10 protein-coding genes and 1 tRNA gene are annotated in these 15636 nt (G+C 62.7%); 7 read left to right on the top strand and 4 right to left on the bottom strand.

The genetic code is table 11. The features are described 5' to 3' along the window. Positions 1-163: 163 nt before the first annotated feature. Complete coding sequence (gene rep, locus OQE62_RS08495) at positions 164-2197, top strand: DNA helicase Rep (protein ID WP_265721591.1); 2034 nt, start codon at positions 164-166, stop codon at positions 2195-2197. Between the two features lie 200 nt (positions 2198-2397). On the opposite strand, the gene OQE62_RS08490 is transcribed toward rep, so the two are convergent. Beyond that, positions 2398-2811, bottom strand: coding sequence for a c-type cytochrome (locus OQE62_RS08490; RefSeq protein WP_265721590.1), 414 nt, complete (start codon positions 2809-2811; stop codon positions 2398-2400). Positions 2812-3014: 203 nt separating this feature from the next. On the opposite strand from OQE62_RS08490, the gene OQE62_RS08485 reads away from it, so the two are divergent. From OQE62_RS08485 to mtgA, 3 genes are all read left to right on the top strand, one after another. Beyond that, positions 3015-3091: transfer RNA gene (locus OQE62_RS08485), tRNA-Arg, on the top strand. A gap of 108 nt (positions 3092-3199) precedes the next feature. After that, on the top strand, positions 3200-4234 hold the full coding sequence (selD, locus tag OQE62_RS08480) for a selenide, water dikinase SelD (RefSeq protein WP_265721589.1): 1035 nt from the start codon (positions 3200-3202) through the stop codon (positions 4232-4234). A gap of 97 nt (positions 4235-4331) precedes the next feature. Beyond that, on the top strand, positions 4332-5012 hold the full coding sequence (gene mtgA / locus OQE62_RS08475) for a monofunctional biosynthetic peptidoglycan transglycosylase (protein ID WP_265721588.1): 681 nt from the start codon (positions 4332-4334) through the stop codon (positions 5010-5012). Here mtgA and OQE62_RS08470 read toward each other — a convergent pair whose 3' ends face one another. Continuing rightward, complete coding sequence (locus OQE62_RS08470; RefSeq protein ID WP_265721587.1) at positions 5013-5918, bottom strand: PhzF family phenazine biosynthesis protein; 906 nt, start codon at positions 5916-5918, stop codon at positions 5013-5015. A gap of 450 nt (positions 5919-6368) precedes the next feature. Between OQE62_RS08470 and OQE62_RS08465 the strand changes: the two genes are divergently transcribed. Then, positions 6369-8609 (top strand): TonB-dependent receptor, encoded by a 2241-nt coding sequence (locus OQE62_RS08465; RefSeq protein WP_265721586.1) that lies wholly within the window; start codon positions 6369-6371, stop codon positions 8607-8609. Between the two features lie 98 nt (positions 8610-8707). On the opposite strand, the gene OQE62_RS08460 is transcribed toward OQE62_RS08465, so the two are convergent. After that, positions 8708-10402: an alkaline phosphatase D family protein gene (locus OQE62_RS08460; protein WP_265721585.1), complete on the bottom strand. Its 1695-nt coding sequence runs from the start codon at positions 10400-10402 to the stop codon at positions 8708-8710. Positions 10403-10537: 135 nt separating this feature from the next. Here OQE62_RS08460 and OQE62_RS08455 point away from each other — a divergent pair, with 135 nt between their 5' ends. Both OQE62_RS08455 and OQE62_RS08450 read left to right on the top strand, forming a co-directional pair. Further along, on the top strand, positions 10538-12013 hold the full coding sequence (locus OQE62_RS08455) for a C13 family peptidase (protein WP_265721584.1): 1476 nt from the start codon (positions 10538-10540) through the stop codon (positions 12011-12013). Between the two features lie 107 nt (positions 12014-12120). Continuing rightward, a complete protein-coding gene (locus OQE62_RS08450; RefSeq protein WP_265721583.1) occupies positions 12121-15066 on the top strand; it encodes a M16 family metallopeptidase in 2946 nt (981 codons plus the stop codon). A 253-nt stretch (positions 15067-15319) separates the two neighbouring features. Here the strand turns inward: OQE62_RS08450 and OQE62_RS08445 are convergent, their stop codons facing one another. Next, the gene (locus OQE62_RS08445) at positions 15320-15481 is read right to left on the bottom strand and encodes a hypothetical protein (RefSeq protein ID WP_265721582.1); all 162 of its coding nucleotides are present in this window, start codon (positions 15479-15481) and stop codon (positions 15320-15322) included. Between the last annotated feature and the right edge of the window lie 155 nt (positions 15482-15636).

The raw sequence follows: 15636 nt of genomic DNA, 5'->3' as shown, positions 1-15636 counted from the left end.
GTTCAAGCGCCAATATAAAACGAAGACGCCGCAAGTGCCACGCGCTCCCGCGGTACAACAGCAGACTATGGCGAAAGGCCGGCCGATAGCAGATACCAGGCCAGCGCCGCGCTCAACACTGGTAGAATCCCCGCCTCAACGCCAACCCGAGATGTAGCCCCGAATGACCAAGCTGAACCCCCGCCAGGCGGAGGCGGTGAAGTATATCGACGGCCCCTGCCTGGTACTGGCCGGCGCCGGCTCCGGCAAGACCAGCGTGATCACGCGCAAGATCGCCTACCTGATCGAGGAGTGCGACTACAAGGCGCGCAATATCGCCGCCCTGACCTTCACCAACAAGGCGGCGCGGGAGATGAAGGAGCGTGTCGGCAAGCTGATCAAGGGCCCGGACGGCAAGAAATCCAGGGCTAGCCACGGCCTCACCGTATCCACCTTCCACAACCTGGGCCTGAACATCCTGCGCCAGGAATATCGCGCCGCCGGCTTCAAGCCCGGCTTCTCCATCTTCGACGCCGAGGACGCCCGCGGCCTGATCAAGGAGCTGATGCTGCGCGACGGCGACCTGGACACGGACCTGCTGGATCGGGTGCAGAACCAGATCTCCAACTGGAAGAACGATATGCTCACCCCGCGCCGGGCGCTGGAGCAGGCCCAGAGCGCCGGCGAACAGGCCGTCGCCATCGCCTACGGCCGCTACTGCGACGCGCTGAAGGCCTACAACGCGGTGGACTTTGACGACCTGATCCTGCTGCCGGTACAGCTGTTCGATTCCGACCCGGAACTGCTGCAGCGCTGGCGCCGCAAGATCCGCTACCTGCTGGTGGACGAGTACCAGGACACCAACAACTCCCAGTACCTGCTGGTGAAACTGCTGGTGGGCGGCCGCGGCGGCCTCACCGTGGTGGGCGACGACGACCAGTCTATCTACGCCTGGCGCGGCGCGCGACCGGAGAACATGAGCCTGCTCAAGCAGGACTTCCCCAACCTGCGCCTGATCAAGCTGGAGCAGAACTACCGCTCTACCAGCCGCATCCTCAAGGTGGCCAACCACCTGATCGCCCACAACCCGCACGAGTTCGACAAGGCGCTCTGGTCCGACCGCGGCCTCGGCGACGAGATCCGCGTGCTCAAGGTGGGCAACGAGAACGAAGAGGCCGAGCGCGTCGCCAACGAGATATTCCTGCAGAAATCCCACCGCGGCTGCAAGTTCATGGACTTCGCCGTGCTCTACCGCGGCAACCACCAGGCACGCCTACTGGAAATGAAACTGCAGGAACACCAGATTCCCTACCAGATGTCCGGCGGCACCAGCTTCTTCGCCCGCGCCGAAATCAAGGATGTGATGGCCTACCTGCGCCTGCTGGTCAACCCGGATGACGACAACGCCTTCCTGCGCATCATCAATACCCCGCGTCGGCAGATAGGCACCAGCACGCTGGAAGCGCTGGGCAACTACGCCAAGGGCCGCGAGGTATCGATGCTCAGCGCCTGCGGCGAGATCGGCTTCAAAGAGCATATCAACGAGCAGGGCTACGAGCGTCTCAACCGCTTCGCCCTGTGGCTGGAAGGCGTGCAGCGCAACTGCCGCGAGAACAGCCCCGACGCCGCCCTGCGCGAGATGCTCGAGGATATCGACTACGCCGGCTGGCTCTCCCAGAACGCCAGCAGCGAGAAAGTCGCCGAGCGGCGCATGGAGAACGTCTACTGGCTGCTGGAAAGCCTCAACAAGACCATGGAGGGCAGCGACGACGAGCTGGAACAGGACGTGCGCATGGAGCAGGCCATCTCCAAGCTGATCCTCCGGGACATGCTCGACCGTCAGGAAGAAGAGGAAGCCACCGACAAGGTCAGCCTGATGACCCTGCACGCCGCCAAGGGCCTGGAGTTTCCCCATGTGTTCATGATCGGCATGGAAGAAAACCTGCTGCCGCACCGCAACAGCATCGAGGACGACAATATCCAGGAGGAGCGCCGCCTCACCTACGTGGGCATCACCCGCGCCCAGCGCACCCTGACCATGACCCTGGCCGGCAAACGCAAGATGTTCGGCGAAAGCCACGACACCACCCCCAGTCGCTTTCTCGAAGAGTTGCCCGAGGAGGATGTGGAACTGGAGGGCTTCGGCCAGGCGACGCCGGAGCAGAACCAGGCCAAGGGGGAGGAAACGCTGGGGTCGCTGCTGAGCATGTTCGACTGACGGCACACCCTACGGCTCAGTTGGGCTTCGCGCAGCTCCCTCCACCTACGACACGGTAACAAACCCCGCCTGGGGCGATACTCGCGCTCGACCGCCCACAAAAATCAACAGAATATCCACAGGAAAATCACAAGATACCCTATGATCATCTACAAAAAAGGCCGCTCTTTGAGCGGCCTTTTTCGCCTGCAGGCAGGTTCCTACTGGCTGTTTTCCGTCATGTAATCCACAGCGGCCTTCACCTCGTCCTCGCTGCAATCCATACAAAGCCCCTTGGCCGGCATGGCGTTGAAGCCCTGAATCGCGTGGGTGTAGAGCGTATCCATCCCCTTGCCGATCCGCGGCGCCCAGGCATCGGCATCGCCGAGCTTGGGTGCGCCGGCCGTGCCGGTGGCGTGGCAGGTATGGCAGGAGGCGTCGTACACCTCCTTGCCGGAGCGCGCGCCGCCGCCGGAGTCGCTGGCCGCCGGTGCCGCCGCGGCACACTCGTCCCCCTGCATGCAGGTCTCGCCCGCGGGCGCGATGCGCTCGGCGATTTCCTCATCCACCGACTGCGCCATTGCAGCGGCCGCCCCAACAGTCAGGACCGCCGCAATACTCAAAATACTTTTCATTCATTCCCCCTGAAGGCCATTTATCGGCCCGTAGACTACCGGCGCCAGTGCCGCATACCTCTACCAGCGGCGCATTATAAGCATTGAGCCGCCCAGTGCGAAGGGCGCCATTCCCCATCACCTCTATTACCGCAATCCGCTTTCCCGGCCCCCTCCCCTTCTGTATAATCCCGCGTCCGCGCCGGCGTTGTGCCGGCAGCGATCCGCCCCTAGCTCAGCTGGATAGAGCGTCGCCCTCCGGAGGCGAAGGTCAGAGGTTCGAATCCTCTGGGGCGGGCCATATACCAAAAAGGCCACCACTGCGGTGGCCGTTTTTGTATATGGGGCCCCGGCACCATCCCCCGCCTTTGTTATTATCCCGTTTTCCCGAGTCACCCCAGGAAGCCCAATGACCGAGAAGATCCGCCTCACCCAGTACAGCCACGGCGCCGGCTGCGGCTGCAAGATTTCGCCCGAGGTGCTGGAAGTCATGCTCGCCGGCAGCGGCGCCCAGAACCTGGACCCGAACCTGTGGGTCGGCAACGCCTCGCGGGACGACGCCGCGGTCTACGCCATCGACGGGGAGCGCGGGGTCATCTCCACCACCGACTTCTTCATGCCCATCGTGGACGATCCATACGATTTCGGCCGCATCGCCGCCACCAATGCCATCAGCGATATCTACGCCATGGGCGGCGATCCACTGATGGCCATCGCCATTCTCGGCTGGCCGGTGAACCTGCTGCCGCCCGAAGTGGCGCGCGAGGTGATCCGCGGCGGCCGCGCCATCTGCGACGAGGCGGGCATCCCGCTGGCCGGCGGCCACTCCATCGACTCACCGGAACCCATTTTCGGCCTGGCGGTAACCGGCGCGGTGGAGAAACGCTTCCTGAAACGCAACGACAGCGCTACCGAAGGCTGCCGCCTGTACCTGACCAAGCCACTGGGCATCGGCGTGCTCACCACCGCGGAAAAACAGGGCAAGCTACGCGAACAGGATATCGGCCTGGCGCGCGACCGGATGTGTACCCTGAACAAGGCCGGCAGCCATTTCGCCCGGCTGGAGGGAGTGAAAGCCATGACCGATGTCACCGGCTTCGGCCTGCTCGGCCACCTGGTGGAGATGGCCGACGGCAGCGGTCTCAGCGCGCGTATCGACTACGCCGCCGTGCCGCGCCTGGCCGGGGTGGACCACTACCTGGAACAGGGCTGTGTGCCCGGCGGTACCCACCGCAACTTCGACAGCTACGGCCGGCGCATCGCGCCCTTTGCCGAGGCGCAGCGGGCGCTGCTGTGCGATCCGCAGACCAGCGGCGGCCTGCTGGTGGCGGTGACGCCGGAGGGCGAAGCGGCGTTTCTCGCCAGCGCGCGGGAGCAGGGCCTGGAACTGGCACCGATCGGGGAGCTGGGCGCGCAGGGGCGCTACGCGGTCGAGGTTCGGTAACGGTTTCACAGGATGGGCCCCGAAACCCAAGTTACCGGAACCCGCACCGACAAGAGGAATCCCAGAACGCGAACCCGGAACACCAGCAGTCAGCGCCATGTCCCGATTCCTGAAACGCATCCTCAAAGCCTGTCTGTGGCTCGGCATTTTATTGGCTGCGACCACGGCCCTGCTGGTTCTGGCGCTGCGCTGGGTAGATCCGCCCTCCTCCATGGTGATCCTGGCCTGGCAGCAACAGAACGACCGACAGGCGCAGTGTGATTGGCAACCGCTGGAGAAGATCTCCCCCCACCTGCAGATGGCCGTTATCGCCGCCGAGGACCAGAAATTCCCCCGGCACCACGGCTTCGATTTCGCCTCCCTGAAAAAGGCCCTGGAGGAAAACCGCAAACGCCCACGCGGCGCCAGCACCATCACCCAGCAGACGGCCAAGAACCTGTTCCTGTGGAATGGGCGCAGTTACCTGCGCAAGGGGCTGGAGGCCTGGTTCACCCTGCTGATGGAACTGCTGTGGCCCAAGGAGCGGATTCTGGAGATCTACCTGAATATCGCCGAATTCGGCGAGGGGGTTTACGGTGCCCAGGCGGCGGCGAAGAACTTTTTCGGCATCCACGCCATTCATATCGACCGCTGGCAGGCGGGCCTGATGGCCGCGGTACTGCCAAACCCCAGGCGCATGTCCGCCCGCGCGCCGTCGCGTTATGTACGCAGCCGCGCAGCGGATATCGACCGACAGGTACGGCAGCTGGGCCGCAGTTCCTATCTGGAAAAGCTCTGATCAGGGGTACAGCAGCGACCCCGTGCCAATCTTGATCACATTGCCGCCGATACGGCAGCGCACCTCCCGGCCCGGCTTCTTGTCGAACTCCGCATGCAGCACACTCTTGCGCGTGCGCTCGCTGCCGCGGTCGACGGCGAAGGTGTGGGTGCCGGGAGCCGTGTCCGGCTGCTCCGCCAGATAGGCGATGAATTCCGGCATCACATTGCCGATGGGCGGGAAGGAACCGCGGGGTGTCTCCGGGTTGACTAGGCGACCGTGGAACAGGGAGGAGCCGGTAATCGACCCCGGAGCAAACAGGAACAGCTCCGAGGTGTATACATCGCCGCACAATTCCGCCCAATGATCCGGGTTCAGGCTGGCCGCCATCACATGCTCCGGGCGGGTGAAGGGCACGATCAGGGTGGGGGTGTCCACACTCACCACCAGCGGCCGGTACTTGCTGAAGACGATATGTTTTTCGTCGATATTCAACGCCGCCGCCAGGCGCGGGATTTCCGGCGTATAGCGATCGATGGTGGGGCTCAGGGTGCGGGCGAACTGGATGGAACCGGGGCCATCTTTTCCCTTGTCGATAAAGCTCTCGATCAACTGGTCGTTCTGCTTCAGCAGGAAGGAGGCAAAACTGCCCTCGTCCTTTGCCAGGCCCATTTCACAGGCCGCGTGGGAGGCAGCCAGGATGGTGTGGGCACCGAACAATTCCCGTCCCCTGCCACTCCAGACAGTCGCCGGCACGGCGCTGTTGCCCGGTTCCATAAACACCGTCTGGGTCTGCTGGAACTCGCTGGCGATGGCCATGCGGGTATCGTCGTCGAGCGTCTTTCCATCCAGGTCGATCACCGGGATCTGCGTGCCCTGGAATGGTGCATCGGCGAAGACATCGAGGAGCGCGTAATCGAGAGCCATGATTCTCACCTTCTTCTTATCATTTCACTGTGACTATGGACGATCGGAGTGAAAATTCAATTTTTTGCGGTGCGGAAATTTACATGGCTACAGATTTGGTACTCTAGTGGTTCATGCGGTAAATTCGGTGACTCTAGCTCACAGCCACGGGTTCCAGGGCAAGGCGAAAAAGCGCAGGACTAGCAGCGCTAATTCAAGCTTTTTCAACGCAGCACTGGGGCCTGTGGCGAAGAGGTAGTGTTACAAAACTTACCGCATGGACCACTAGCCATTGGCCCTGCAACAAACCGATCCCGCAGGCGGACCAGGCAAACAAACGTGCCGATGCATCCATTTTTCACATCCTGTGGCAATCGGGAAAAGGCACCGTCACAGGCCGGTCATATTACCGTATCAATCCGGCACTAGTATCCAGCTTGTCAACAGTCGCAAACCGAAGCTGGAGTTGCCATGAGCAGAATAGTAAAACGGACATTTCCCCTCACCGCCCTCGCCTGCCTGATATCCACCCCCGTCGCTGCGCAGCAGAGCGGGCCGCAGAATATCGAGGAAGTCATCGTCACCGCACAGAAGCGCGAGCAATCGATCGCGGATGTGCCGATGACCATCAGCAGCCTGGACGGCGAAACACTGGATACCCTGGGCGTCGATCGCTTCGACAGCCTCTCGGACCTGGTGCCCGGACTGGTGGTGCAACAGCAGAGCGTCAATAACAACGGCTACGTGATTCGCGGCATCACCTCCGATGACGGCAGCGCGCCCGGCGCCGCGCGGGTTTCGGTGTATCTGAACGGCACCGACGTGTCCCGCTCCCGCGCCTCCTACTTCGAGGTTTACGATATGGAGCGCATCGAGGTGGTCAAGGGCCCCCAGGCCACGCTGTTCGGTACCGCCGCCTCCATCGGCGCCATGAGCTTCATCACCGCCAAGCCGCAGCGGGAATTTGCCTCGGAACTGAGCGTCGGCGCCGGCGATTACGGCATGCGCGAGGTGGAAGGCATGGTGACCGGCGGTGGCGAGATAGTGCAGGGGCGCCTGGCCCTCGTTTCCCGCGAGCGCGACGGCACTGTGGAAAACACCAGCGACGAGGCCGACCTGAACGGCTACGAGCGCACCGCCTACCGCCCCAGCCTGCGCATTGCACCCAGCGACGACCTGACCATCGACCTGGTCTACAACTACGACAAGGCCGAGGACCCGGGTACCGCCTTCGTCAACGAGTCGGTACTGTTCACCGACAACGCCTCCCTGAGCGTGCCGGACAACGATGTACTGGGCATGGACGATATCGGCGTCGACCGCACCGTGAAGGATTTCAACGCGACCGTCTCCTGGGATATCAACGACAGCCTGGCGCTGACCTATATCGGCGCGCACCGGGACTACGATTCCCTCGAGGCTTTCGATGCGGACGGCACCCGTTACGAGTTCCTGAATTTCTCCGAGGACGCCAGCGGCGACCAGAGCAGCCATGAGCTGCGTCTGAATTTCAGCGGCGACCGTGTAAACGGCTTTGTCGGCGCCAGCTATTTCCAGGAGGAAGCAGCGCAGTTTGTCGGCTTCGCCTCCGAAGAGGGCCTGTTCCTCAGCTGCTCCGGTGCCCTGCCGGGTGTCGAGGGCTGTGAGCCGAATGCCACCGCCGCGCTGACCGGCGGCGCCGTATCCGCCCTGCCCTATGAGGGGTACTACGAAAACCGCGCCGACAACAACAACCTGAACCTCTTCGCCGATGTCTCCTACCAGGCAACGGACAAACTGGAGGCCACCGTCGGCGTACGCCTGATGGAAGAGGAACGGGAATCCAGCTACCGCAGCAATATGCCCGCCTCCACCATCCTGGCCTCCCAGGGCATCGACAGTAACCTGTTCAACGGCCTGATCCTGGACACAGCCGACGAAAGCATCAGCGGCGATACGGATGGCTCCCCGGTACTGCCGCGCTTCAACCTGCTCTACGCGCTCAATGACAGCCTCAATGCCTACGGCACCGTCTCCCGCGGCGAGCGCGCGGAAGTCATCGAAATGTCCTCCGGCGTGGAGAGCATCGTACCCGCCGAGGAAATCGACAACTACGAGATCGGCCTCAAGGGGCGCCTGATGGACACGCCACTGGATTACTCGGTGGCGCTCTTCTACCAGAACTACGACAACTTCCAGGTCAACGTGATCGACGAGGAAAGCGGCCAAGCGCGCACCGAGAACGCCGGCTCCGCCACCAATACCGGTATCGAGGCGGACCTGCGCTGGAACGCTTCGGAAAAACTGACACTGATGGCCAACGCCGCCTGGATCGATGCCGGCATCGACGACGACGCCACCAACGGCAGCTATGCCGGCAACCAGTTCCGCCTGCAGCCGGAACTGACCGGCGCCGTCAGCTACCTGTATGAAACCCCCATCAACAGCGGCCTGCTGTTTACCAGCAGTGGCAGCTGGAGCTACCGCTCCTCGGTGTATTTCGATATCGCCAACCGTTTCGAGGAAGACGCGGTGGACCTGCTCAAGCTGCGCGCCGGCATCGCCGCCAGCGACCGCAACTGGTCGCTGGACCTGGCGGCGAGCAACCTGCTGGACAAGGAGTACATCATGGATGCGGGCAATACCGGCAATTCCTTCGGTTTCCCCACCTATATCGAGGGCGCGCCGCGGACGGTGAGCCTGGAGTTCAACAAACGGTTTGGGGCTCTCTGATAACCGGCCACAAACCTGCCAGAAAAAAGCCAGCACCTTTCGGTGCTGGCTTTTTTTGCCACCCAAGAGACGGGGTTTCACCTGGTAGTAAGCGTAGATCAGGCCGGGCTGTGAACCACCCTGTGGCTGCCCACCTCGGCAAACTCGGTACTGTGGATATTGTCGATAAACTTCCACTCCGTCTGCACACTTTCCCGGTTGAAAGTCATCTCCATATAACCGCGCTGGTGCAGGTTGCAGTACCGCAGGTCGTCGATCAGCACGGACATGCCGCGGGCCATTTCCCCGGCCGACTTTTCATCCAGCTTCAGGTAATTCTCCATCCCGGGAGAGGACACGCTGGGTGTGGCGAATTCCATTCCCACTACTTCACCGCGATCATCGGTCAGCCGGTTGCACCAGGCGTTGTGGGTATCGCCGGCAACGACCACCAGGTTCTTGCCCAGCTCGGCCGCATGCCGGTACAGCGCCTCGCGCTCCACGGCATAGCCGTCCCAGGCGTCGAGATTGTAGGGCAGCACCTGTTCCAGCCGCGCGCGCTGGCTGTCGCTCAGCGGCTCGCCTCTCAGGCTGGCCGTCTTCAGTTCCACCAGCTCTGCGGTGGTGTCGTTGCTCTTATCACCCGAAAAGAAATTCCGCATGATTTCCGCCGGCAGGTGCATCCTGCCCATCAACACTTGCTGGCCCAGCAATTGCCAGTGGCCGGTAGACTGCTCCAGTGTCTGCGCCAGCCAGTTGCGCTGTTTCTGGCCCAATAGGGTGCGGCCCGGTTCCGCCAGCGCGGCGGCAAAGGCGCGGCCGTCGAAGCTGCCGTCCTCATTGGTGTATTCGGCGTAGTCGATCTGTCGGTCGCGGCCGATCACGCGCGTATCCAGCATGTGCAGGTCCAGCAGGTCGCCAAAACGGAAGCTGCGGTAGATTTGTGGATTGCGATCCCCCTGCGGCGGGCGGATCGGCAGCCATTCGTAGTAAGCCTGCACGGCGGCGGCGCGGCGCTCGAAAAAGTCGCCCTCTTCCGGGCTGTGATTTTCCGCACCGGTCTTCCAGGTATCGTTGGCGATTTCGTGGTCGTCCCACACGGCGATAAACGGCGCCGCCGCGTGCAGTGCCTGCAGACCGGCATCGGTGCGGTAGAGGGCGTAGCGCTTGCGGTAATCCGCCAGCGTGTACAGTTCGCCGCTGTTGTCTTTCGGCAGTGCGCGGCCGATTTCCGCCGAGCGCTCGGTGGCGTAGCCATCCGCCGGGTATTCGTAGATGTAATCCCCCAGGTGCAGCACCGCGTCCCAGTCACCGCGCTGTGCGGCGAGCTGGTAGGCATTGAAATAGCCGGCGGGATAATTGGAGCAGGAGAATACCGCCAGTTTCACCTGTTCCACACCAGCTGTGGGCAGGGTTTTCGCCCGACCCACGGGGCTCTGTTCGCCGGCGCCGACAAAGCGGTAGTAATAATCCGTGGCCGGCTCCAGCCCCTGCACATCGATCTTGATGGTGTAGTCCCGGCCCGCATGGGTCTCGGCGCTACCGCGTCGCAACACATCCGTGAATTCCCGGTCCCGCGCCAGCTCCCAGGTCACCTTCAGCGGCTCCGCCGGGTCATCGCCCCCTGCCGGCGCGGCCCGCGTCCAGAGGATCACCGCATCCCCCAGCGGATCGCCGCTGGCCACCCCGTGCGGGAAAGTGACGTCGGAGGGCAGGTCGGGGCGGGTCATGGCCTGCAGCGGCGTGGAGACCAGCACACCGCCGGAGGCGGCCAGCGCGGCCTTGATGAAGTTGCGTCGGGTAAATCGGTTCACGGTTGGTTTCCCCCTCTATGATATACAACCTGCCAGACTAGCGGCCAACTATTACAGCTCTGCGAAACCCCAGTGAAGCGGGATCGGACCCGTTTTGGTAGTCTGGCTTCAGGAACCGGAACCCTGGACTTCGGAATGAAATACCTCTGCCTCCCCGCCCTGTTGCTACTCCTCACCGGCTGCGAACCGACACAGTTCGCCGGCGGCACCGCCCTGCCGGACGGTTCCGTCTACAGCGGCGAGCTGGAAGACGGCCTGTTTCACGGCGAGGGCACACTGACCTGGCCCGATGGCAGCGAGTATCGGGGCCAGTTCCGGCAGGGCCGGATCAGCGGCTGGGGGCGCTACCGGTTTGCCGACGATTGCCTCTACGAAGGGAGCTTCCTGGATGGCGATTTTGAGGGCAAAGGCCACTACAAGTGTGGCGACACGACCTGGCAGGGGCAGTTCCGGCAGGGCGAGCTGCTGAAAGGCTCGGTCGCCTGGGCGGAGGGTGGCTCCTACACCGGGGAATTCCGGGAATGGGAGCCGGATGGCGAGGGCCACCGCACAACCGCCGAGGGCGCCCACTACGAAGGTACCTTTGAAAACGGCTACCTGGTACAGGGCAGTTACCGCGACGAACAGGGCTACCGCTACGACGGCGGCTTCGAATACGGCTACTACAACGGTGAGGGCAGGCTCACACGCCCGGACGGCACCAGCATCCAGGCCACCTTCGAGTACGGCGAGGCGCATGGCGAGGGTGTGCGTATCCTCGAGACCGACAGTGGGGAAACAAAGGAGGAAAGCGGCTACTTCGTCTCCGGCCGCTACTATCCCAGCAAAGCGGCCTGGCAAAACAGCGGCCGGCCGGAGAAAGCCGCCGTGGAAGCGCGTCTCTACAGCGAGGGTGACCGCCTGCAGTCCGCCCTCCAGTCGCTGGCACCGCAGCGCCCCGGCGTACGCGACACCTACGCGCTGATCGTGGGCGGCGACGGCACTTCCCCGGTATTCACCAGGGAAGTGAACTGGGTGGCACAGCGCCTGGGCACCGTGTTCGATATCGAAAAGCGGCAACTCCGCCTGAGCAACGGCAGCGGCGACAGGCTGCCACTTGCAACGCGGACCAGTGTGCGGGAAAGTCTCGAAACACTGGACGCGACCATGGACCCGGAAGAGGACCTGCTTTTCGTCCATCTCGTCAGCCACGGCGCCGACAACGGGGACTTCAAGCTGGCCGAAAAGAAGCTACCGCTGAACGACCTGTCGGTGGCGGACAGCCGACAGTGGCTGGACGACCTGGAGGCGCGCCACCAATGGATCGTGGTCTCCGCCTGCTATTCCGGCCTGTGGAAAGAGGCACTGGCCGACCCCGAGCGGGTGGTGTTCACCTCCGCCGCGACGGACCGTACCTCCTTCGGCTGCGGCGATGATTCCGAGCGCACCTGGTTCAGTGCAGCGCTGTATGGCGATGCGCTGGACAAAGGTGTCGACGACCCCGCCGCCTGGTTCGCCGCCGCCGATAACCGGGTTACCGAAATGGAAAAGGAACAGGAAATAGAAGGGGAATCCCATTCACTGCCGCAGCACGCAGTAGGAAAGGAATTTCTGGCCTGGTGGAAACAATAATACTCATACCGGTCAAACAGGGTTTATCGACGCACCGAATCGCGGTTGCGCATCACCTGACACTGTCCCGACCTATTCACGCATCACAAAGGGAGATTTGAATCGCCATGCATCCAACAAAAATCGCACTGATCTTCACCGCCGCGCTGCTCGCAGCCTGCGACAAGGGGCCGGAGGAGCCGGCCTCGAAACCATCCCCGGACGATGCGTCCACCGAGACACGGGATACGCTGCCCGAGGGCGTCACCCTGGTGGAGACCTTCGACGGCGATGGCGCCGAGATCGCCATCCCCTACAGCAAATACAAACTCGACAACGGCCTCACCGTGATCCTGCACGAGGATCACTCGGATCCGCTGGCGCATGTGGATGTGACCTACCACGTGGGTTCCAACCGCGAGGACCCAGGCCGCTCCGGATTCGCCCACTTCTTCGAGCACATGATGTTCCAGGGCTCGGAAAATGTCGCCGATGAGGAGCATTTCAAGATCGTCCAGGAGGCCGGCGGCACCCTGAACGGCACCACCAACACCGACCGCACCAACTACTACGAAACGGTCCCCGCCAACCAGCTGGAAACCGCGCTGTGGCTGGAATCCGACCGCATGGGCATATTCCTGGACGCGGTCACCGAGAAAAAATTCGAGGTGCAGCGCGAGACGGTCAAGAACGAGCGCGGCCAGCGGGTGGACAACCGCCCCTACGGCCGCGCCCTGGAAACCCTCTACGCCGCCACCTACCCGGACGGCCACCCCTACTCCTGGCCGGTAATCGGCTGGATGGAAGACCTGAACCGCGCCGACCTCAAGGACCTGAAGCGATTTTTCCTGCGCTGGTACGGGCCCAACAACGCCACCCTGAGCATCGGTGGCGATATCGACAGGGCGCAGACACTGGAATGGGTGGCCAAATACTTCGGCCCCATCCCCGCCGGCCCGGAAGTGAAGGACCTGCCCAAGCAGCCGGCCGAACTCGAGGAAGACCGCTATGTCACCCTCGAGGACAATATTCACCTGCCGGCACTGGCGATGATGATTCCCACCATCTACTACAACCACGAAGACGAGCCCGCACTCGATGCGGCGGCGGCAATCCTCGGCCAGGGCCAGGATTCCATGCTCTACCAACGGCTGGTGCAGACCGGTCGTGCGGTGCAGGCCAGCGTCACCCATTCCTGCAAGGAACTGGCCTGCGAAATGTGGTTTATCGTGATCCAGAACCCCGCTTCCGGCGAATCCCTGGCGGAAATGGAACAGGCGGTGCGCAACACCCTCACCGAGTTCGCCGAGCGCGGCGTCAGCGAGGACGACCTGACCAAATTCAAGGCCGGCTACGAATCCAGCCGCGTGTTCGGCCTGGAGTCCGTGTCCGGCAAGGTGTCCACACTGGCTTCCTTCGAAACCTTCACCGGCAGTCCCAAGGGTATCGACGATGAAATCGAGGCCTACCTGTCCGTGGAGACCGATGACGTTACGGAGGTATTCGACCAGTACATCGCCGGCAAGCCCTCGGTGCTGCTGAGCATCGTGCCCAACGGCAAGAAGGAACTGGCCGCGGCACCGCAGAACTACGAGTGGCAACGCACCATTCCCGAAAGCTACGGCGACGACAGCGAGGCCCTGGCACTGCGCCCGGTAAAAGACGACTTCGACCGCAGCGTGCAGCCCACCCCCGGCATCAACCCGAAGGTGGAACTGCCGGCGATCAAAGACGGCGAACTGGCAAACGGCGTGCGCCTGTTGTCCGTGCAGAACGACGAGACACCCACGGTCACCGTGCGCGCCGTGTTCGGCGTGGGCCAGCGCGACGAGCCCCGCGGCAAGGCCGGTCTCACTGCGCTGACCGCCGCCCTGATGGAAGAGGCCACCACCGAGCGCAGCGCCGCCGAGTTCACCGAGGCCCTGAAACGCCTGGGCGCCTCCATCAATGTCAGCGCCGGCAAGCACGACACCAGCGTTACGCTCAAGGTGCTGGCCAAGCACCTGGACCAGGCCATGCCACTGATGATGGAGCGCATCCTCAAACCGGACTTCACCGAAGAGGACTTCGGCCGCGTCAAGCAGCAGACCCTGGAGAGCCTGCAACAGGCCCGCAAGACCCCGCAGGGCCTGGCAAACCGCGCCCTGGGCGCCGTGATGCGCGGGCCGGAACACCCGCTCAGCTACCCGATGGGCGGCCTGCCGGACACAGTGGCCAATATCACTCTCGACGATATCGAGAGCTACTACGAAGCCCACTTCCCCGCCCACCTGCGCGGCGTCACCGTCAGCACCAGCCTGCCCCACGACACCACCGTCGAGGCGCTGGACGGACTGGCAAAACTGGAAGTCAGCAAACCCGCTCGCAAGGCCATCGCCTTCCAGAAACCGGAAATCGACGGCCGCACCGTTTACCTGGTCAACAAGGAAGGCGCGGCCCAGTCCAGCCTGCGCGCCAGCCAGCACGCCCTGCCCTACGATGCGCTGGGAGACTACTACCTGGCCGGCCTGGGCAACTTCCCGCTGGGCGGCAATTTCAGCAGCCGCATCAACCTCAACCTTCGCGAAGACAAGGGCTACACCTACGGCGCCCGCACCTACCTGAGCGGCGAGCCGGACAGCGGCCTCTACACCTTCAGCTCCGAAGTCAACAAGGACGCCACCGCCGACGCACTGAGCGAGGTGATTACCGAACTGGAAAACTTCGACAGCAAAGGCATGACCGAGGCCGAGTTCGACTACCTGCGGTCGGCCATCGGCCAGCAGGAAGCGCGCAAGTACGAAACCCCCGGCAAAAAGCTCGGCCTCCTGAACCGCATCCTGGCCTACGACCTGCCCCTGGACTACCGCTCGCAACAGAACGCCATCCTGCAGGAAACCGACCGCGAGACCCTGAACCGGGTCATCACCGACCTGCTGGAACCGGAGAAACTGTCCTTCGTGGTAGTCGGCGACGCCGCCAGCATCCGCGACGATGTGGAGGCACTGGGTATGCCGATTGTGGAACTGGATGAGGATGGTTATGCGAAGGAGACCGGGAAGCCGGCAGAAGCTTCGGAATCCGCAAGCCTCTGAGTCATCCAACGCCCCCGCTTTTCTCCCCTCTCCCGCCGGGAGAGGGGCCGGGGGAGAGGGCATGCTTCAGCAGCCCCCAAACACAAACGAAAGCCCGCCATCCCGGCGGGCTTTTTGTTGCTGGATCGCAACAGCGTATCCATATGGCAACTAATCTTGTCATGCCCATCAGCGCGCAGCGCTGGATCGAGGGAAGGTGGAGCGGGGGCGATGCGTATCCCGGATTCTGCTGCGCTCCATCCGGGCTACTCGCTTACTCCTCCTCGTCGCTCCGGTCCACGAGATTATCAGGAGAGCCGAAAGTATCTTTCTTAGCTAGCTCCTCCTCAATGTCTTTCGGACGTGGCTTAAACAAATCTTCAGAAGACTTCTTCAACTCTTCTTCAATTTTCTTTAACTTATCTTGATCATTCATATATTTTTCACCAAATAATGGGGAACGCCTTGTTTCGACCTGCAATACTCAAACCCGCCATGGGACGAATAGTATTTGACCAGACTTTCATTCAGAGGGTCCATAATCCTTCGCGGTTTCGGATAATAAGTGCAATTGGTAAGAGAGAGGCCAGC

Origin of the sequence: Microbulbifer halophilus (assembly GCF_026183675.1) — a bacterium.
In the GTDB taxonomy this organism is placed as follows: Bacteria; Pseudomonadota; Gammaproteobacteria; order Pseudomonadales; family Cellvibrionaceae; genus Microbulbifer; species Microbulbifer halophilus.
This window is presented reverse-complemented; position numbering and strand designations above follow the sequence as displayed.